Source organism: Microbacterium halophytorum (assembly GCF_002970975.1).
GTDB classification, from domain to species: domain Bacteria; phylum Actinomycetota; class Actinomycetes; order Actinomycetales; family Microbacteriaceae; genus Microbacterium; species Microbacterium halophytorum.
In genome coordinates, this window is sequence record NZ_PNFA01000007.1 from 68,441 (window position 1) to 86,673 (window position 18,233).

An 18,233-nucleotide genomic window follows, 5' to 3' on the forward strand; every position below is an offset into this window, starting at 1 on the left:
CGCAGGCCCGGTTCGTAGGATGACAACGGCATGCTTCCGATCCGTCGCCGAATCAGCACGACCGCGCGCAGTCGGCGAACCCTCGCCGCGCTCCCCGCGGCGCTGGTCGCGCTCGCGGTGTTCGCCGGGGCACCGGCGGCCGGCGCCGCCCCTCAGCGCGCGGGAACCGTGCCGGGCGCCGTCGGCGCCGCGGCGCAGGGCCCGGATGCCGGAGCCCGCGCCGCGACCGCCCCGGATGTCCGCACGCAGACGGACGACGCCGCGGCCGCGGAACCGACGCTCGAGCTCACGCTGCCCGATTTCGGAGTCGTCGACGGCGAGTTCACGGCGACCATCGAGCTCGGGTTCCCCTCGGACGGCAACCCGCTGGCCGCCGCCGTCGAAGACCCGATCCCGGCGGGACGCATCGTGCTCGAACGCGCCGCCGACCCGCTCGCCGGCGGCGGCGAGCTGTCCGACTGGCTCTCCGGCGACGACGAGCCCCGGATGATCGAGCTCGGTTCGGTCGAGACCGACGAGGTCTCCCGCGGCAGCAGCACGACGGCGGAGCTGACGGTCGAGATCGACGATGAGGATGGTCCGTACCCGATCATCGCCCGCTTCGAGCCGGATACGGGCTCGTCCGATCTGGCCGACCGCGCGGTCGCGACGGTCGCCGAAGACACCCCCGACATCACGACGGTCGTGCCTCTGACGGCCCCCGCGTCGTCCCGCGGCCTCCTCACGGGGGAGCAGCTCGCGAACCTGACGGCGCCCGACGGCACGCTCACCGCCCTCCTCGACGGCGCCGAGGGCACCTCGGCCGTCCTCGCGGTCGACCCGGCGATCCCCGCCGCGATCCGCGTGCTCGGGGCGGCCGCGCCGACGAGCGCGACCTCGTGGCTCGATCAGCTGATCGCCATGCCGAACGAGCGCTTCGCCCTGCAGTTCGGCGACGCCGACGTCGCAACCCAGATCGCGGAGGGCCTCGAGGAGCCGCTCTCCCCGACGAGCCTCGCGCCCTACATCGCGGGCGCGGGCGATGTCTCGGATGCGGGGATCGGCGACGCGGGCGACGAGCCGAAGCCCACCGCCACGCCGGGAACGGACCCCGTCGACCTCTCGCTCGAGGAACTGCTCGACATCGGCGACGCCGTCGACGATCTGTACTGGCCCGACCCCCGCATCGCCGGTGCCGACACCGTTGCCGCCGTCTCCGACTGGGGAGGGCGCGCGCTGATGCCGTCGAGCGCCGTGCAGGGGCGCGGCACCGCCGAGGCGAACGCCGGCGACGCGCTCGTCTACGACTCCCGCCTCTCGAACGCCCTCACCGAGGCTGCCGAGACGACGGGTTCCGCCGCGCGGTCGGATGCACTCGAAGAGACCGTCGCGCGCCTCTGGCTCGCCTCCGACGCCGTCAACGGGGCGAATCTGCTGGTCGCGCTCGAGCGCGCCGGCGGCATCGTACGGGCGGAGGGCGACGAAGCGCACCCGGCCGACCGACCGGCGGACGGCGTCGGAGACGCCGTCGCCGCCGTCGATTCACTCGCAGGCACTTCCCTGTCCTCGCTGATCAGGAGCAACGCGCATCCGGCGGACCTGCGCGACGACGGCGAGCCCCTCCGCAGCGGCACGATCGCTGAGATCGCCGAGGAGGACGACGCGCTCGGCGACGTCGCGAGCACCCTGAACGATCCGCAGCTCCTGCTGGGCCGCACGAATGCCGAGCAGCTGCAGCTCCTCTCGACGTCGTGGTCGGCGCATCCGGATGCCTGGCTCTCGTCCTACGACGCCCACCTCGCGTCGCTCACCGAGCTCGAGAACGCCGTCGGCATCGTCCCTCCCAGCGATGTGACGCTCCTGTCGAGCGATGCACCGCTGCCCGTGTGGGTCCGCAACGACCTGCCGTACCCGGCGACCGTCACGCTGCACAGCTACCCCGACGACATCCGGCTGAAGATGGCGACCTCCACGGAGGTCGAGGCGCAGGCGTCGAGCAACACCCGCGTGCCGCTGCCGGTGAAGGCTACCCTCGGCTCCGGCGACGTCAGCATCCGCATCTCGCTCGAGAGCCCCTCCGGCGCCGAGCTCGGTTCGGAGGAGACGATCGACGTCACCGTCCGCGCCGACTGGGAGCGCTACGGCGTCACCGGCCTGGTCGCGCTGATCGCGCTGCTCGTCGTCGCCGGCACGATCCGCACCGTCCGGAGGCGCCGCAAGCGCCAGCGGGAGGCGGCCGAGGGCGCGGCGGATGCGGGGTCGGACGACGGGGCCCCGGATGGCGCGGCCGGCCGAGCAGAGAGCGCGGCGGCACCGGAGAGCTCCGGAACGCCGGACGCCCCCGCCGCCGAGCGCGACGACACAGAGGACGAGAAGGACATCAATGGCAAGCATCGGTAGGTCGAGCGCGCTGATCGCGGCGGGAACGCTCGCCTCCCGGCTGACGGGCCTCCTGCGCACGATCGTGCTCGTCACGCTCATCGGCTCGGTGGGCTCGCGCGTCGGCGACGCCTTCGGCACGGCCAATCAGCTGCCGAACAACATCTACACCGTCATCTCGACGGGCATCCTCACAGCCGTCATCGTGCCGCAGATCGTGCGGGTATCGCAGAGGGACGCGGACGGCGGGCGCAGCTTCATCTCCAAGCTGTTCACGCTCGCGACCGTCGTGCTGCTCGTCGCGACGGCGATCGCGATGGTCGCGGCTCCCCTGCTGTCGTGGCTGTACGCACCGCAGTTCACGCCGGACCAGCTGGCGCTGACGACCGCGTTCGCATACTGGTGCCTGCCGCAGATCCTGTTCTACGGCCTGTACGCGCTCGTCGGCGAGACCCTGAACGCACGCGGCATCTTCGGCCCGTTCGCGTGGGCGCCCGTCGTCAACAACGTCGTCTCGATCGCGGGCTTCGGCGCCATGATCGCGCTCTTCGGCAGCGACCTCACCCAGATCGAGGTGTGGACGCCCGGCATGATCGCGGGCCTCGGCGGCACGGCGACGGCCGGCATCGCCGTCCAGGCCCTCGTGCTGTTCGTGTTCTGGCGCAGGACGGGGCTGCACCTGCGCCCCGACTTCCGCTGGCGCGGCGTCGGCCTGCGGAACATCGGAAAGCTCGCCGGCTGGACCTTCCTGATGATGGCCGTCACGCAGCTCGCCGGGCTCCTCCAGGCACAGGTGCTCTCGGACGCGTCGGGCGAGGGGCCCGCCGTGTTCGCGATGCAGAACGCGTGGCTGATCTTCATGGTCCCGTACTCGACGATCGTGCTCGCGATCGGCACCCCGTACTTCACGCAGCTCTCGGGCCACGCCGCGGCCGGGCGCGACGACGAGGTCCGCTCCGATATCGGCACCGCCATCCGCACCCTCGGCGTCTTCCTGGTGTTCGGAACGGCCGCGCTCGCGGCCGCCGCGACGCCCGTCTCGCGCATCTTCACGAACAGCGGCGAGGAGGCGCACCAGGCCGCCATCGTGCTGATCGCGTTCCTCGTCTGCCTCGTGCCGCTGTCCATCCTGTTCGTCGTGCAGCGCACCTTCTACGCGTACAACGACACCCGCACGCCGTTCGTCTTCACGACCGTGCAGGCCGTCCTCGTCGTCGTGACCGCTTACATCGCGGCCGCCGTGCTCCCCCTCGAGTTCCTCGCGGCCGGCATCGCGCTCGGCCAGGCGATCGCGAGCACGATCCAGGCCGTGATCGCCTCCCTGCTGCTGCGGCGCAGGATCGGGTCGTTCGGAATGGCGAAGGCGCTCGGCTCCCTGGCGCGCTTCGCCGTCGCGGCGGTCCCCGCCGGCCTCATCGCATGGGGCTGTTACCTCCTCATGGGCGGCGAGAACAGCTGGATGCTCGAGAACAAGCTCCTCGGCACGATCGGAACGTGCGTCATCGGGCTCATCGCGCTCGTGGTCTACGTCGCACTGCTCGCACTGCTCCGCGCCCCGGAGCTGAAGGTCGGCACCGACATGGTCCGCCGCTTCGTCAAGCGCTGAGCCCGCGCGAGCGCCCCCGGGCATCCGGATGCCGCGTGCGGCCGCCGTCGCGCGGCATCCGGATGCGTACGCCCAGATGAACGGGTGGTCACGCACGGCCGGCGCGGAATGCATCGCGGATACGATGTGTTGACGCAGGAAAAGGGAGGCATCACCGTGCGAGAACTCATCATCATCGGCTCAGGGCCCGCGGGTTTCACCGCCGCGATCTACGCGGCTCGGGCGAACCTGAAGCCGCTCGTCGTCGCCAGTTCCGTCGAGGTCGGCGGCGATCTGATGCAGACCACGGAGGTGGAGAACTTCCCGGGTTTCCCCGACGCGATCATGGGCCCGGATCTGATGGCCAAGATGCAGCAGCAGGCCGAGCGCTTCGGCGCCGAGATCGTCTACGACGACACGACGGAGCTCGAGCTCGACGGCCCCGTCAAGCGGGTGCACCTCGGCAACGGGGGAGTCGAGGAGGCGAAGACGGTGATCTTCGCGACCGGCTCCGCGTACCGCAAGCTCGGCGTCCCCGGTGAGGAGACGCTCTCGGGCCACGGCGTCTCGTGGTGCGCCACCTGCGACGGCTTCTTCTTCCGCGACAAGACGGTCGCGGTCGTCGGCGGCGGCGACTCCGCGCTCGAGGAGGCCACCTTCCTGACCAAGTTCGCTTCCAAGGTGTACGTCGTGCACCGCCGCGAGGAGCTGCGCGCCTCCAAGGCCCTGCAGGACCGCGCGTTCGCGAACGACAAGATCGAGTTCGTCTGGAACTCCGAGGTCGTCGAGATGCAGGGCGCCTCGGGCCTGACGGGTGCCGTCCTGCGCGACACCGTCTCGGGCGAGACGCGCGAGCTCCCGCTCGACGGCCTGTTCGTCGCGGTCGGTTCCGACCCGCGTGTCCACCTCGTGCACAACAAGCTGGAGCTGACCTCCGACGGTGTCGTGCGCGTGGACGGCCGTTCCTCCCGCACCTCCGTCGCCGGCGTCTTCGCCGCCGGTGACGTCATCGACCCGACCTACCGCCAGGCCGTCACGGCCGCCGGCTCGGGAACCGTCGCGGCCCTCGACGCCGAGCACTACTTGGCCGGCCTCGCCGACGCGGAGAAGGCCGCAGAGGCCGAGCTCGCAGCAGCGTGAGGAATTGTCCGGGGCATCCGGGCGTTCCCTCCACCAGACACACCCTCGATCAAGGGAGACAGATATGACCGCCAAGGCCACCAGCACGGCCACGTTCGAGCAGGACGTCCTCAAGGCCGACGGGCCTGTGCTCGTCGACTTCTGGGCAGAGTGGTGCGGTCCGTGCCGCATGGTCTCGCCCGTTCTCGACCAGATCCAGGCCGAGAACCCCGACAAGATCACGATCGTGAAGCTCAACGTCGACGAGAACCCGGATCTGGCCATGCAGTACCAGATCACGTCGATCCCGGCGATGAAGGTCTTCAAGGACGGCGAGGTCGCGACGACCATCATCGGCGCGAAGCCGAAGCCGGCCCTCGAGCAGGACCTGGCCGAGTTCATCGGCTGACGAGCCCCTCGCGGCCTCTCAACGGCCCCGGATGCCCTTCAGGGCAATCCGGGGCCGTTCTGCGTCTCCTCGCGCCGTTGCGGGCCGCTCAGTGCGCCTGGGACCGGCTCGCCGCCCCGTACCGCGCGCCTGCGCCCGCTGCGACGCCTGCCTCATCGACGAGGGGACCTCAGCGGTGCGATTCGTTCGGTCCTGAGTGCGTCGCACGCGAGGCGGAGGAGGAGCGGGCCCCCAGGCCAGCGACGACGACAACGACGCGAGCGGCGCGCTCAGGGCCGAACGACGGCGTCCCAGAGGCGGTGGGTGTTGTGCTGGCCGATGATCCGCCACACGGCGCGGGTCAGCTCGGGGTACTCGTTCGCGATCATCCGGAGCAGACGCTGGTTCCGAGCGGACGAGGGCATGCGGCCGCCGTCCGCCTCGATGTGCTCGGCGCGCAGCGTGAAGACGACGAGCTCGTCGACCGTCGGGAGGTCCTCCATGAAGTCCCACGGGTCCTCTCCGGCGCGCAGGCGCTCCTGGATGAGCGCATCGCGCTCGTCCGTCGCCTCGGCGCGCAGCAGTTCGACGCTGGCGCGGCGATCGGGGGAGATCTGCGGGTCCACGCGCTCCAGCGTACGCCCGGGCGCCGGGGGAGCGGCTGAAGGCGCGTCAGCCGGCGGAACCGATATACCAATCAGTCCCGCCGGCCGATGCTCAGTCCTGGTACCCCTGCTCGCCGATCTCCGAGAGGATGCGGTTCAGATCCTGGATCGTCGCGAAGTCGATCGTGACCCGGCCCTTGCGAGCGCCGAGCCCGATCTTCACCCGCGTGTTCAGCCGGTCGCCGAGCCGCGTCGCGACGTCGTCCAGATAGGCGCGACGGGCCCCTGCCTTCGGCTGCGGGGTGGGCGTCGCGGGCGCCTCGCCCGCCGCGGCGATCGCCTTGGCGGCGGCCTCTGCCGACCGCACCGACAGATCCTCGTTGACGATCTTGTCGGCGAGGCGCTGCATCTGGTCCTCCGTGCCGAGCGACAGCACGGCACGCGCGTGGCCTGCGCTGAGGACGCCGGCGGCGACCCTCTGCTGCACCGACAGCGGCAGGCGGAGCAGGCGGATGGTGTTGCTGATCTGCGGGCGCGAGCGTCCCAGGCGGCGGGCGAGCTCCTCCTGCGTCGTGCCGAAGTCCTCGAGCAGCTGCTGGTAGGCGGACGCCTCTTCCAGCGGATTGAGGTCGGCGCGGTGGAGGTTCTCGAGGAGGGCGTCGCGGAGCAGCTCGTCGTCGGTCGTCTCCCGCACGATCGCCGGGATCGCCTCGAGCCCCGCCTCGCGTGCGGCGCGCGTGCGGCGCTCGCCCATGATGAGCTCGAACTCGCCGTCGGGGCGCTCGCGGACGACGACGGGCTGCAGGAGGCCGAACTCCCGCACGCTGTGCACGAGCTCTGCCAGGGCCTCGGGGTCGAACTCGCGGCGCGGCTGGCGCGGGTTCGGCACGATCGCGTGGGGGTCGACCTGGATCAGGCGCGCGCCCGGAACCGCGACGAGCTCCGTCGCCCCGTCGGTCGCGTCCGTCTCCGGCACCGCGAGCTCCTGGGCGTCGGCCGCTTCTGCGCCAGCGACGGCCGCGCCGATCGCGCTGCGACTGCCGCCGCCGCGGCCGCCCTTCACCACCGGTGACTCGACGGGGGCTTCATCGGCCGCCGCAGGGGCTGCCGTCGTCGCGGGGGAGGCCTTCTTCGCGGCGGGCGCGGACTTCTTCGCCACAGAGGCCTTCTTCGCCGCGGATGTCGCCCTTGTGCCGGGCGCCGCCGAGGAGCCGTCGGCGCCGTCCTTCGCCTTCGCCGAACCCGCGCGCGAGCGGACGGCGCGGGAGCCGGAGGCGCGCGACGTCTTCATCTTCTCCGCGGCGGCCAGGGCGTCGGGCCGGGGCTCGCGCGCGGTCGTGCCGGGCTCGGCGTCCTCCGACGCCCTGCCCTCGTTCGAGAAGAAGACGTCGACGGGGCGCCCCGTCGACGGGGACACCGCCGGCTCGGCCGTGGGGATGAGGGCACCGATTCCTCGGCCCAGGCCCGTGCGCTTCGCCATCAGGCTGCTCCTTCGTTCTCGTTCTCGCGGTTCACGATCTCGACCGCGGCTTCCTTGTAGGCAATCGCACCGGCGGAGCCCGGGTCATACGTGATGACCGTCTGGCCGAAGCTCGGCGCCTCGGAGACGCGCACGGAACGCGGGATGACCGCGCGGAGCGTCTCGTTCGGGAAGTGGCTGCGCACCTCGTCGGCCACCTGCTGTGCGAGCCGGGTGCGCACGTCGAACATCGTCAGGAGGATGGTTGACACGTGAATCCGCGGGTTGAGGTGCTTCTGGATCATCCGGATGTTGCCGAGCAGTTGGCTCAGTCCCTCCAGCGCGTAGTACTCGGCCTGGATCGGCAGGAGCACCTCGTCCGTCGCCGTGAAGGCGTTGATCGTGAGCAGCCCGAGGGATGGCGGGCAATCGATCAGGATGAAGTCGAAACCGCGGTCCTGGGCGTCGCGGAACGCATCGAGGGCCGTCTTCAGCCGATGCTCGCGCGCGACCTGGGACACGAGCTCGATCTCTGCGCCGGCCAGGTGGATGGTGCTCGGAACGCAGTACAGGTTCTCGTGCTCGGGGCTCTGGCGGACGACGTCTGCGATGGGCAGGTCGTTGATCAGCACGTCGTAGATGCTGTTCTCGTCCGCGCTGTGCGGCACGCCCAGCGCGGTCGACGCGTTCCCCTGCGGGTCGAGGTCGATGACGAGCACCTTGCCGCCGAGCGTCGCGAGCGCCGCTGCGATGTTCACGGTCGTCGTCGTCTTGCCGACGCCGCCCTTCTGGTTCGACACCGTGAGCACGCGCGTCTGACCCGTGAAACGCACCGACGCATCCGCCAATCGGCGTTTGCGGGCGCTGAGGTCCGCGAGTTCGCGTGCCAGGGGAGTGTCGTCGGGGAGCGAGAAGCTGGTCTCGGCCTCGGACTGTTTCACGTGAAACACACTCTTTCGTTCGCCGGCGGGGTGATGCCTCAACTCTAACCCGCGGTGCCGTCATATCGTGCGTCTCCCCACGGGACACACCGTGTCGAGCGGCGCACCCGGATCCGGGTGACTGCGGAGCATGCCCGCAGCCCCATGTTTCACGTGAAACGCGGCACGCAGGCACGCTCCGCGCCGTCGCCCCCCCTGCGGGTGCCCACGAGACCCACCGCCGAGAGGCGTGCGCGCGCCATCCCGTGAGGCGCGATCGGCCCGGCGACGAGCCGGGGCGGGCACGACTGCGAGCACACCCACCCGCGCGAGGACGTGCATCCGGATCCGCGCGTGCGCGTCAGCCTTTGGCGCAGGCGCCCCCGCGCAGTCCGCGAGGGATCCCGAAGCACAACAACACCGCGTTGCACGTGAAACGGTCCGGCGATGGGGCACGCCACGGTGGTTCCCGCGGTATCGGCATGAGACGCGCGGTCGCCTCTGCCTCAGGGCGCCCCGGTACCCGCGCACCCCTTCTGAGCACCGCCACCCGATCGAAACACCCAGCGACCCTCGCCCGCCTTCCGAATCCCGTTTCACGTGAAACGGTGATCGAAGGCACCAACGATCCCCGTCACAGAAGTGCCGGCGCTCGTTGAGCGGAGTTCCCGCTCATGGTCGCCACCACCCCAACGCCAACGCGTGCGCGCGGGTGAGGCGGAGCGATACACCAAGCAGCCGCGAGGCACCGGCTACACGCATCCTGACGCCCCCGTTTCACGTGAAACAGGGGCGCCTTGTGTGGTCAACCCACACATCGCGCGACTGACCCAGTTGCCCCGGCCTGCTTCGACGACGACGAGAACACGGTCGGCGTGCTGCGTCCGTACGTTCGCCGGGACACCCATCTGAAGCGCGACTCGCCCGTTTCACGTGAAACGCGTGCGCACCACGCTGCTGCGGTTCACGCAACAGAATGGGCCGAAAGCGCCGCAGGTCAGCGGGTGAGCACAGGGACGACGCCCGCAGCATTCGACCGAATGTGACGGCTTCTTCATCTGAGCCGCCGCCCCGGGCCTGACCGAGCACTTCCGTTCCATGGGAACGCCTTCCGAGAACGTTCCCGCAGGCCGCCCAACACAACCGGCTGAGCGTTCCACGGGTCGCCGCGCTGAGGCGCCAACAGCCCGGTGAACGCACGATCGAGTGCCGCGTGCCGTGTGAAGCGCTCCCCACCCCGCACCCCGAGTGAGACCGAACACTTCCGATTCACGTGGAACGCCGGCACGAAACGGTCCTCCAGGTCGAGCGACACAACCAACCGAGGGCTCGACCGCCCAGCAGCTCCGCTCCGGCCGCGCACTGAGCACCCACTCGAATGGCCATCCTGCCCTGTCAAGCAGGACTTCGAGAGCGACCGAACGCTTCCGTTTCACGTGAAACGCCGCCCCGAGGCGCTCCCGCGGTTTGAGCATCACAACCGACCGAGGGCTCGACCGCCCAGCAGGTCCGCCCCGGCCGCGCACTGAGCACCCACTCGAATGGCCATCCTGCCCTGTCAAGCAGGGCTTCGTGACAGATCAAACGCTGCCGTTTCACGTGGAACGTCGTCTTGAAACGCTCCTGCGGGTCGAGCAACACGACCGGGCGAGGGCGCCGCCGTTCCGCGGACCCCGCCCCGCCCGCGCACTGAGCACCCTCTCGAGTGCGGTCCTGCCCTGCCAAGCACGACGTCGTGAGAGATCAAACGCTTCCGATTCACGCGAAACACCTTCCAGAAAGGCTCGTGCGGTGAGAACGACACCAGACCGGGCGGCACCTGCTCCGTACAGGAGGAGGCGGGGCTCCGAGCGGCGCCGTGAACCCACGAACAGATGTCGACCTCCGCGGTGAAGCGTCGCCACCGGATCAAACGAGCGATACCGTTTCACGTGAAACGCGTGCCGAAAGCGCTCCTCCAGGTCGCGCAGTGGAACAGGGAATCGACCGTTCCGCAGATCCGCGCGCGACGTCGCGGGCGGCGCCGAGCACCCGGTCGAGTATCGACCTTCCCGGTGAGACGCGGCCACGGGTGCGACGGAACGCCTCTGTTTCACGTGAAACGTCCATCCAACCGAGCCCGAAACACCCCGGCTCACCCGCGATCGTGGATCCTGGCCCTCGGCAATTCGGACGACACAAGGGCGAGATGCCCGCCCAATGTTCACCGATCGGCCGATGTGCCGCGGAACGCGCACCGGGACAATGGGCTGACAGGCAACGAGAGGGAACGGACATGTCGAAGAAGCCGTACGTGCCGCCGCAGTTCATCATCAGGAGCGCGTGGCGCATCCATCGCACCTACGCGAAGGGCCGCCCGGGTCGCGGGCTCACGACACCGGGGGAGAAGCGCAGCTGGGGGACGCTCGCGCTGCACACCCGTGGCCGGACCAGCAGCCTCGAGCGCACAGCGCTCGTGGCCTACCTGCTCGAAGACGACCACCGATTCTCCGTGCTCGCGATGAACGGGTGGATGGAAGGGCCGACGGCGTGGCAGCTGAACCTCCTCGCCGAGCCCCGCGCCGCGATCACCCTCTCCGACGGCGTGCGACGCGATGTCGTCACCCACGTGACAACAGGCTCGGAACGTGAACGGCTATGGAGCCACTGGCGGGAGAACGAGGCCGGCCTAGACGAGCTGGCCGCCACGAGGGAGACGCGCACCGAAGTGTTCGTCCTGTCTCTCGCCTCCGACGTTCCCGTTTCACGTGAATCGGAACACGCCGACCAGCCCGGGTGAAACGCGATGCGGCCGCGACCAGCCACGATGACCACGCGGGTCAGCTCGGCATCGCCCGCGCACACGCGATGCGCTCGAACGGCTAAGCGCGCACCAGCGCGCGGAACACTCGCGTCTCCTCGTCGAGCACACCCTCACCGAGGGTCTCGACGCGCGCATCGGTGACCTTGTACTTCCGCAGCACCTTCTGGGCGGCGGTGATCTCCGCGTCGACCGAGCGGCCCTTGAGCAGGATCAGCTCACCCGCGTCACGCACCAGGGGAGCCGTCCACGGGATGAGCGTGCGCAGCGCCGACACGGCGCGCGCCGTGACCGCGTCCAGCATGCCCTCGACGGCGGCCTCCTCGGCGCGTGCGCGATGCACCGTGACGTTCTCGAGCCCCAGGGCGTCGACCTGCTCATCGAGCCAGGCGACCCTCCGCTCCATGGGTTCGATGAGCTCCCATGTGACGTCCGGCCGTGCGATCGCGAGGACGATGCCGGGAAGGCCGGCACCCGAGCCGACGTCGCCGACGCGCCCGCCCGCGGGAAACAGCGGCGCCGCGATCGCGCAGTTCAGGATGTGGCGCGTCCAGAGGCGGGGAAGCTCCTGCGGGCCGATCAGCCCTCGTTGCTCCCCGTGGGCGACGAGCGCCTCCGCGTAGCGGCGCGCGAGGTCGATGCGATCGCCGAAGAGCGCCGCGGCGGCCGCGGGTTCCGGCTCAACTGGCTCTGTCACATCGTTCTCGCTCATCGTCGGAGCCTCCCGCGTCCGGTGGCGCGAGTCGTGCGCTCTCGCCGCATCCGGATGCCGTCGTTTATGCCTCTGATCAGGGATTATGTGGAGATCAAGCGCGCCGGAGGACGGTGTGGCGAGCATTCGCCTCGCCGTACGACTCCGACACGAGACCGCGCTCGGCCGCGATGTCGTGCACCAGCTTGCGCTCGTACGACGACATCGACGGCAGCGACGCCTGCGTCGAGCCGCTGTCGAGCTTCGCCTCTGCCGCGTCCACGAGCTTCTCGAGCTCCTTACGACGGGCGTCGCGGGAGCCGCCGATGTCGAGGATCAGGCGCGAGAAGCGACCCGTCTGGTTCTGCACCGCGAGGCGCGTGAGCTCCTGAAGAGCCTGGACCGTCTCCGGGTCGGACACCGCCTTGAGGGAGGCATCGTCCGACTCCACCGAGACGTATGCACGGCCCTGCCGCACGTCGAGGTCGAGGTCGCCTTCGATGTCTGCGATGTCCAGCAGACCCTCGAGGAAGTCCGCCGCGATGTCGCCCTCCCGCTCGAGCTCCTCGATCGTCGGTTCGCCGTCAGTGATCTGTGCGTTGCTGGTCATGCTGCCGCCTCGTTCATCCGGAGAGTGCGCTCAGGAGTCATCCTGAGAACCCTGCTGGCCCTTGTTCTTCTGCGCCTGCTTCTTCGCGCGCTGCTTGCTCATCGGCTGCTGGCGCTTCTGCCGGCTCGCGCGCTCCGCCTCGGCCTGGCGCAGGAGCTCCTCCTGCTCGGCCTCGTACTCGGCCATCGTGACGACCTTGCCCTTGGTGTCGAGCGTCTTGCCCTTCTTCTCGAGGCGGGCGACGCGGTCGCGCCAGGCCTGCGAGCCGGGGGAGGGCATCTCACGGATGACCAGGAACTGCTGGCCCATCGTCCACAGGTTGTTGAAGAACCAGTAGACCACGACGCCGAGCGGGAAGAATACGCCCGAGAAGATCATCGCGAACGGGATGATGTAGAGCATGATGCGCTGCATCTGGTACGCCTGGCCGGTCTTCGCCTCGTCCGAGAGGTTCTTCGAGACGATCAGCAGCTGCGTGAAGAACTGCGACGCGATCATGAGCGCGACCAGAATGATCATCATGATGATCGCGGCGGTCGACGTCGAGATCGGGTTCTGGAAGTGGTCGACGAGCGTCATGCTCAGCGGCGCCACACCGAAGAGCATGGATTCGTCGAACTGGTGCACCAGGTCGTACGTGAACATGTGCGGGAACCAGTCGGCCCGCGCGCTCCAGCCGCCGATGCCCTCTTCGTCCCACACCGTGATGTCGCGCAGCGTCCAGAACAGCGACAGGAAGATCGGCATCTGGATCAGGATCGGCAGGCAGCCGCCGACGGGGGAGGTGCCGTGCTTCTTGTACAGCGCCATGGTCTCGCGGCTCATGGCCTCGCGGGACAGCTGGTCCTTCTTGCCGCGGTACTTGTCCTGGATCTTGCGCATCTCGGGCGCAATCTCCATCATTTTCCGCTGGCTCTTGATCTGGCGGACCGTGAGCGGGAAGATCGCCGCCCTGACGACGATCACGACGCCCGCGATCGACAGGACCCACGCCAGGCCGCTCGTCGCGGGGAAGCCGAGCGTCGTGAACACCCAGTGCCAGCCGACGAGGATGATCTCGATCACGAAGCGGATCGGAATGAGAATGGCGCCCAGGAAATCCAAGGGTCAGTCCTTTCGGCGCGGCACGACGAAGCCGCGGGGGGTCAGATCGTAGCGGAAGTTCGGGTTCGGCCGGACGTCGTCCTCGCCGCCGTCGGCCCAGGGGTGGCAGCGCGCGATCCGCGCACCCGCCTGCAGCGATCCTCTCACGAGGCCGTGCTGCTGAACGGCGCCCACGGCATATGCCGAGCACGACGGGTAGTAGCGGCACACATCGCCGTAGATCTTGGAGATCGTCGCACGGTAGCCGACCAGGAGCGCCAGCCCGAGATTCCGAGGGACCAGCGGAAGCGCGCGCAGCCCGCCGGTCACGAGCGAGGCGGTGCCGTACGAGGTCGACGGGAGGACGCTCATGCGGTTTCCCGCTCCCTCGCCGCGAGGGCTCCGCGGCGCTTCAGGCCCCGGCGCACCTGCGAGCGCAGCTCGGCGAACGCCGCGCCGGAAGACGACGGAAGGGCGCGGATGACGACATCCGCGCCCTTCGGCACGTCGGGCAGCGCCTCGGCGCAGATGGCCTTCAGACGGCGCCGGACGGTGTTGCGCACCACGGCGTTGCCGACGGCCTTGGTGACGATGAACCCGAATCGCGGTTCGCGCTCCTCACCCGTGAGCACGATGTGCGTCACGAGGTGCGGGCCGGCGCCGCGGACTCCCCGACGGGAGACATGCCGATACTCGGCCCCTCGGGTGAGGCGATTCGCCTTCGCGAGCACGGCCGTCGGCGCGCTGCTGGTTACGCCGAGAGCTCGGTGCGGCCCTTGCCGCGGCGAGCCGAGAGGATCGCGCGGCCGGCACGCGTGCGCATGCGGGCGCGGAAACCGTGCTTCTTGGCGCGGCGGCGGTTGTTGGGCTGGAACGTGCGCTTGCTCATAGTTCTCTCCGGATGGTGGCGTCACCGGGTCAAACGTGTCGGCCGGAGACATCGGAACGGGTGCCCGAAACGGGCATAAGTCAACCGCCATAGATTACGCCGGACGGGTGCCGAAGGGCAAATGCGGCGGTGAACCTGACAGTATCTCCACAGGCTCGGCTCCGTCGCGGAGCAACACGCGCCACCGCGGGAATCCCGCGCCGCCGTGCGGGCGAAAAAGGTTTGCTTGATCGCGCTTCGCTGACTAGCCTAGGGCGAGTTATCCACAGGCAGTCGACGTCGGCGGCAATGGCCGGCCGCCGCAGCGACGCCTGTCAGAGGACGGCGCCGTCGTGCGTCGTCCCAGGTCGTCCGCGACCGCGAGAACGAATGAACACGGGGGAAGAATGACCATGCAGGAGGTGCCGGACGTTCCGGTCTGGAGCCGGGTGCTCGGCGAACTGCAGACCGACGATCGGGTCACCCCGCAGATGCACGGCTTCCTCAGCCTCGCCATCCCCCAGGGCGTCATGGGCGGGACCGTCTACGTCGAGGTTCCGAACGACCTGACGGCCGCGCAGATCAACAAGCGCATGCGCGCGCCCATCATGGAGGCGCTCGCGCGGGTGGGTGAGCAGGTGCACACCTTCCGCGTCGCCGTGAACCCCGAGATCACCGATACGTACGACGAGCCGGCAGAGCACGCCGCGGCACCCGCGGAGCCGGCGCAGCGCCCGATCGCCGAGAACCCGACCCCCGCCTCCAGTCAGGCGCCGTCGACCGCGAGCCGGGTCGAGACGCGGCTGAACCCGCGATACACGTTCGACAACTTCGTGATCGGGCAGTCCAACCGCTTCGCCCACGCGGCCGCCGTCGCCGTCGCCGAGGCGCCCGCGAAGGCGTACAACCCGCTGTTCATCTACGGGGACTCGGGGCTCGGCAAGACCCACCTGCTGCACGCGATCGGCGACTACGCCCTCGGCATGTTCGAGGGGATGCGGGTCCGCTACGTCTCGAGCGAAGAGTTCACGAACGACTTCATCAACTCGATCGCGAACAACCGCGGCGCGCAGTTCAATGCGCGCTACCGCGAGGTCGACATCCTCCTGATCGACGACATCCAGTTCCTGCAGGGGCGCGCCGAGACGCAGGAGGCGTTCTTCCACACCTTCAACACCCTGCACGACCACGACAAGCAGGTCGTCATCACGAGCGACGTCGCGCCCCGCCTCCTCACGGGCTTCGAGGACCGGATGCGCAGCCGCTTCGAGTGGGGCCTCATCACCGACGTGCAAGCGCCCGACCTCGAGACCCGCATCGCCATCCTGCGCAAAAAGGCGCAGGCCGAGCGGCTGTCCGTCCCGGACGAGGTCGTGGAGTACATCGCGAAGAACGTCTCCACCAACATCCGGGAGCTCGAGGGCGCGCTCATCCGCGTCACGGCGTTCGCGAACCTGAACCGATCGGAGGTCGACGTCGCGCTCGCACAAACGGTGCTGCGTGACATCGTCGACCAGGCGGAGGCGAATGTCGTCTCGCCGACGGACATCATCAACGTCACCGCCGACTACTTCAAGCTCACGGTCGACGATCTGCACGGCACGTCCCGGTCGCAGTCCGTCGCGCAGGCAAGGCAGATCGCGATGTACCTGTGCCGCGAGCGCACCGAGCTCTCGCTGCCGAAGATCGGTCAGCTCTTCGGCGGCCGCGACCACACCACCGTGATGTACGCGTGCCGCAAGATCACGGGCCTCATGAAGGAGCGCCGGAGCATCTACAACCAGGTCTCCGAGATCACGACGCAGCTGTCGCGCCGCTAGCAGGCCCAGCTGCCGCGCCGTGGGTGCGTTGCTGAACCCGGTGCCGCAGCGAGCATGGCCGATGTGCGTCATCAACGCGCCGGGGCGGCGCCGGGCGCCCCGGTGGGCGCGGCGCCGCCCCGGCGCGACGCCCTGCGGGCAACCCGACCCCCCCCACCGCGCTTTCGAACCTCTCAGGCCGTCTCAGGGGCCGATTCCGGCGTTCTCCGAACTCTCCACAACCTTCAGCGGCGTCCGAGGGCGCCGTTCGGCGCACCCCGGCGCTGTGGAGAGTCCGCGAAACGGCCGAAACGGGCTCTCCACGGCGTTCTGCGGGCTCGTGCCTCGCCGGGCATAGGTCCATATGCGTCGATCGATGCTTGACACCACGCGGCCGACGGGCCTATAAATCGCTCTCCCCAGTGTGGATATCCTGTGGATAACTGTGGAAACACGCGATTCGGCCTGTGAGCGACACGCTGAGCCGATGTGGAACGCGCTGTGACATCCGGAATCACGGGCTCGGATCCGTTCACGGTCCGTCCGCAGCCGCTCCACAGATCACACGGATGTAGTTTCCTACTCCCGCCGGGCCTCCACAGAGTTATCCACAGTATCCACACCGGCTACTACTACGACAGATCACTTCATCCATTCAGGGGGTCGATTCGATGACCGTGCCGATCCGGCGTCGAATCACACGAATCCGCCGTTCGCACTAGCATGGGATTCCCACGCAGGCCGAGGACCGGCGACCCCGAGCGTGGGAGCGAAGGGAAACCCCAGTGAAGTTCCACGTGAACCGCGACGTCTTCAGCGACGCTGTCTCGTTCGTCGTCAAGCTTCTGCCCCAGCGGAACCCGCAGCCGATCCTTGCCGGCGTGCTGATCGAAGCGACAGCAGAGGGCGAGCTCTCGCTCTCCGCATTCGACTACGAGGCTTCGGCCCGTACGAACATCCACGCGACGATCGACGAACCGGGCACCATCCTCGTCCACGGCCGGCTCCTCAGTGACATCGCGAGCCGTCTCCCCAATGCGCCGATCCAGATCGCCACAGAGGAGGACGGCGGGGTCTCGCTCACGTGCGGTTCCGCCAGCTTCGCCCTCGCTTCCATGCCCGTCGAGGAATACCCGGCCATCCCCGAGGTGACGGGTGAATCGGGCCTGGTGCCGGGCGAGGACTTCACGACCGCGATCTCGCAGGTCGGCTTCGCGGCTTCCCGCGACGACGTGACCCCGGTGCTCACCGGCGTGCAGCTCGAGGTCAAGGGCCAGCAGCTCAGCCTCGTCGCAACCGACCGCTACCGCGTCGCGCTGCGCGACATCGACTGGGACGGCGGGGAGCACGACCAGGCGGCGCTCGTCCCGGCGCGCACGCTCCAGGAGGTCGGCAAGACCTTCACGCAGGGCGAGAACATCTCGGTCGCCTTCTCGGGCTCAGGCGACCGAGAGATCATCGCCTTCTCCGCCGGCAACCGCACCGTCACATCGCTGCTGATCAAGGGCAACTTCCCGCCGGTGCGCCGACTGTTCCCGGACTCGACCGATCACTACGCGGTCATCAACACGGCCGACTTCGCCGAGGCCGTGCGCCGCGTCTCGCTCGTCCTCGACCGATCGGCCCCGCTGCGCTTCACCTTCGCCGACCAGTCGGTGACGATGGACGCCTCCGGCGGCGACCAGGCCCGCGCGTCCGAGACGGTCGACGCTCACCTGCAGGGCGAGGACGTGACGATCGGCCTCAACCCGCAGTACCTGCTCGAGGCGCTCGGCGCCGTGAAGAGCCCGTTCGTGCGGGTGACGTTCACGTCGTCGGACAACGCGAACAAGCTCAGCCCGATCCTGGTCACGGCCCAGACCTCCGTCGACGAAGCGGCCAGCGACACGTTCAAGTACCTGCTGCAGCCGAACCTCCTGCTGCGCTGAGCGGGGCAAGCGGTCGTTCG

16 protein-coding genes are annotated in these 18,233 nt (G+C 69.2%); 7 read left to right on the top strand and 9 right to left on the bottom strand.

The window, feature by feature from the left end; genetic code table 11:
• Window positions 1-30 precede the first annotated feature (30 nt).
• The 4 genes from C0010_RS08680 to trxA all read left to right on the top strand — a co-directional run bounded on the left by C0010_RS08680 (window position 31) and on the right by trxA (window position 5,471).
• Window positions 31-2,379 carry a DUF6049 family protein gene (locus tag C0010_RS08680; protein WP_105566685.1) on the top strand — a complete coding sequence of 783 codons (2,349 nt, stop codon included), beginning with the start codon at window positions 31-33 and terminating at the stop codon, window positions 2,377-2,379.
• The gene (gene murJ / locus C0010_RS08685) at window positions 2,363-3,964 is read left to right on the top strand and encodes a murein biosynthesis integral membrane protein MurJ (RefSeq protein ID WP_105566686.1); all 1,602 of its coding nucleotides are present in this window, start codon (window positions 2,363-2,365) and stop codon (window positions 3,962-3,964) included. Before C0010_RS08680 ends, murJ begins: the two co-directional genes overlap by 17 nt.
• A gap of 156 nt (window positions 3,965-4,120) precedes the next feature.
• Window positions 4,121-5,083 (top strand): thioredoxin-disulfide reductase, encoded by a 963-nt coding sequence (gene trxB, locus C0010_RS08690; protein WP_105566815.1) that lies wholly within the window; start codon window positions 4,121-4,123, stop codon window positions 5,081-5,083.
• Between the two features lie 64 nt (window positions 5,084-5,147).
• Window positions 5,148-5,471 (top strand): thioredoxin, encoded by a 324-nt coding sequence (trxA, locus tag C0010_RS08695; protein WP_105566687.1) that lies wholly within the window; start codon window positions 5,148-5,150, stop codon window positions 5,469-5,471.
• A 269-nt stretch (window positions 5,472-5,740) separates the two neighbouring features.
• On the opposite strand, the gene C0010_RS08700 is transcribed toward trxA, so the two are convergent.
• From C0010_RS08700 to C0010_RS08710, 3 genes are all read right to left on the bottom strand, one after another.
• Window positions 5,741-6,076, bottom strand: a complete 336-nt coding sequence (locus tag C0010_RS08700; RefSeq protein ID WP_408631077.1) for a tryptophan synthase subunit alpha — start codon at window positions 6,074-6,076, stop codon at window positions 5,741-5,743.
• Between the two features lie 91 nt (window positions 6,077-6,167).
• Window positions 6,168-7,346, bottom strand: coding sequence for a ParB/RepB/Spo0J family partition protein (locus C0010_RS08705; RefSeq protein ID WP_408631079.1), 1,179 nt, complete (start codon window positions 7,344-7,346; stop codon window positions 6,168-6,170).
• A gap of 188 nt (window positions 7,347-7,534) precedes the next feature.
• On the bottom strand, window positions 7,535-8,455 hold the full coding sequence (locus C0010_RS08710) for a ParA family protein (protein WP_105566688.1): 921 nt from the start codon (window positions 8,453-8,455) through the stop codon (window positions 7,535-7,537).
• 2,254 nt (window positions 8,456-10,709) lie between these two features.
• Between C0010_RS08710 and C0010_RS08715 the strand changes: the two genes are divergently transcribed.
• Window positions 10,710-11,213, top strand: a complete 504-nt coding sequence (locus tag C0010_RS08715) for a nitroreductase/quinone reductase family protein (protein ID WP_158685398.1) — start codon at window positions 10,710-10,712, stop codon at window positions 11,211-11,213.
• An 82-nt stretch (window positions 11,214-11,295) separates the two neighbouring features.
• Here C0010_RS08715 and rsmG read toward each other — a convergent pair whose 3' ends face one another.
• From rsmG to rpmH, 6 genes are all read right to left on the bottom strand, one after another.
• On the bottom strand, window positions 11,296-11,946 hold the full coding sequence (gene rsmG / locus C0010_RS08720; RefSeq protein WP_105566690.1) for a 16S rRNA (guanine(527)-N(7))-methyltransferase RsmG: 651 nt from the start codon (window positions 11,944-11,946) through the stop codon (window positions 11,296-11,298).
• A gap of 94 nt (window positions 11,947-12,040) precedes the next feature.
• A complete protein-coding gene (locus C0010_RS08725; protein WP_105566691.1) occupies window positions 12,041-12,535 on the bottom strand; it encodes a Jag family protein in 495 nt (164 codons plus the stop codon).
• A gap of 30 nt (window positions 12,536-12,565) precedes the next feature.
• On the bottom strand, window positions 12,566-13,639 hold the full coding sequence (yidC, locus tag C0010_RS08730; RefSeq protein WP_105566692.1) for a membrane protein insertase YidC: 1,074 nt from the start codon (window positions 13,637-13,639) through the stop codon (window positions 12,566-12,568).
• Window positions 13,640-13,642: 3 nt separating this feature from the next.
• Window positions 13,643-13,990, bottom strand: coding sequence for a membrane protein insertion efficiency factor YidD (gene yidD, locus C0010_RS08735; RefSeq protein WP_105566693.1), 348 nt, complete (start codon window positions 13,988-13,990; stop codon window positions 13,643-13,645).
• The gene (gene rnpA / locus C0010_RS08740) at window positions 13,987-14,349 is read right to left on the bottom strand and encodes a ribonuclease P protein component (protein WP_105566694.1); all 363 of its coding nucleotides are present in this window, start codon (window positions 14,347-14,349) and stop codon (window positions 13,987-13,989) included. The genes yidD and rnpA overlap by 4 nt, the downstream gene beginning before the upstream one ends.
• Window positions 14,350-14,369: 20 nt before the next feature.
• Window positions 14,370-14,507: a 50S ribosomal protein L34 gene (gene rpmH / locus C0010_RS08745; protein WP_036304730.1), complete on the bottom strand. Its 138-nt coding sequence runs from the start codon at window positions 14,505-14,507 to the stop codon at window positions 14,370-14,372.
• A 386-nt stretch (window positions 14,508-14,893) separates the two neighbouring features.
• Here rpmH and dnaA point away from each other — a divergent pair, with 386 nt between their 5' ends.
• Both dnaA and dnaN read left to right on the top strand, forming a co-directional pair.
• Window positions 14,894-16,306, top strand: coding sequence for a chromosomal replication initiator protein DnaA (gene dnaA, locus C0010_RS08750; RefSeq protein WP_105566695.1), 1,413 nt, complete (start codon window positions 14,894-14,896; stop codon window positions 16,304-16,306).
• A gap of 764 nt (window positions 16,307-17,070) precedes the next feature.
• Complete coding sequence (gene dnaN, locus C0010_RS08755; RefSeq protein ID WP_105566696.1) at window positions 17,071-18,213, top strand: DNA polymerase III subunit beta; 1,143 nt, start codon at window positions 17,071-17,073, stop codon at window positions 18,211-18,213.
• Window positions 18,214-18,233 lie beyond the last annotated feature (20 nt).

What these genes read in the sequence shown, in the direction of transcription:
- C0010_RS08680 (WP_105566685.1), top strand. Translation starts at nt 31, where the DNA reads ATGCTTCCGATCCGTCGCCGAATCAGCACGACCGCGCGCAGTCGGCGA.
- murJ (WP_105566686.1), top strand. Translation starts at nt 2,363, where the DNA reads ATGGCAAGCATCGGTAGGTCGAGCGCGCTGATCGCGGCGGGAACGCTC.
- trxA (WP_105566687.1), top strand. Translation starts at nt 5,148, where the DNA reads ATGACCGCCAAGGCCACCAGCACGGCCACGTTCGAGCAGGACGTCCTC.
- C0010_RS08705 (WP_408631079.1), bottom strand. Translation starts at nt 7,346, where the DNA reads ATGAAGACGTCGCGCGCCTCCGGCTCCCGCGCCGTCCGCTCGCGCGCG.
- C0010_RS08715 (WP_158685398.1), top strand. Translation starts at nt 10,710, where the DNA reads ATGTCGAAGAAGCCGTACGTGCCGCCGCAGTTCATCATCAGGAGCGCG.
- rsmG (WP_105566690.1), bottom strand. Translation starts at nt 11,946, where the DNA reads ATGAGCGAGAACGATGTGACAGAGCCAGTTGAGCCGGAACCCGCGGCC.
- C0010_RS08725 (WP_105566691.1), bottom strand. Translation starts at nt 12,535, where the DNA reads ATGACCAGCAACGCACAGATCACTGACGGCGAACCGACGATCGAGGAG.
- yidD (WP_105566693.1), bottom strand. Translation starts at nt 13,990, where the DNA reads ATGAGCGTCCTCCCGTCGACCTCGTACGGCACCGCCTCGCTCGTGACC.
- rpmH (WP_036304730.1), bottom strand. Translation starts at nt 14,507, where the DNA reads ATGAGCAAGCGCACGTTCCAGCCCAACAACCGCCGCCGCGCCAAGAAG.
- dnaA (WP_105566695.1), top strand. Translation starts at nt 14,894, where the DNA reads ATGACCATGCAGGAGGTGCCGGACGTTCCGGTCTGGAGCCGGGTGCTC.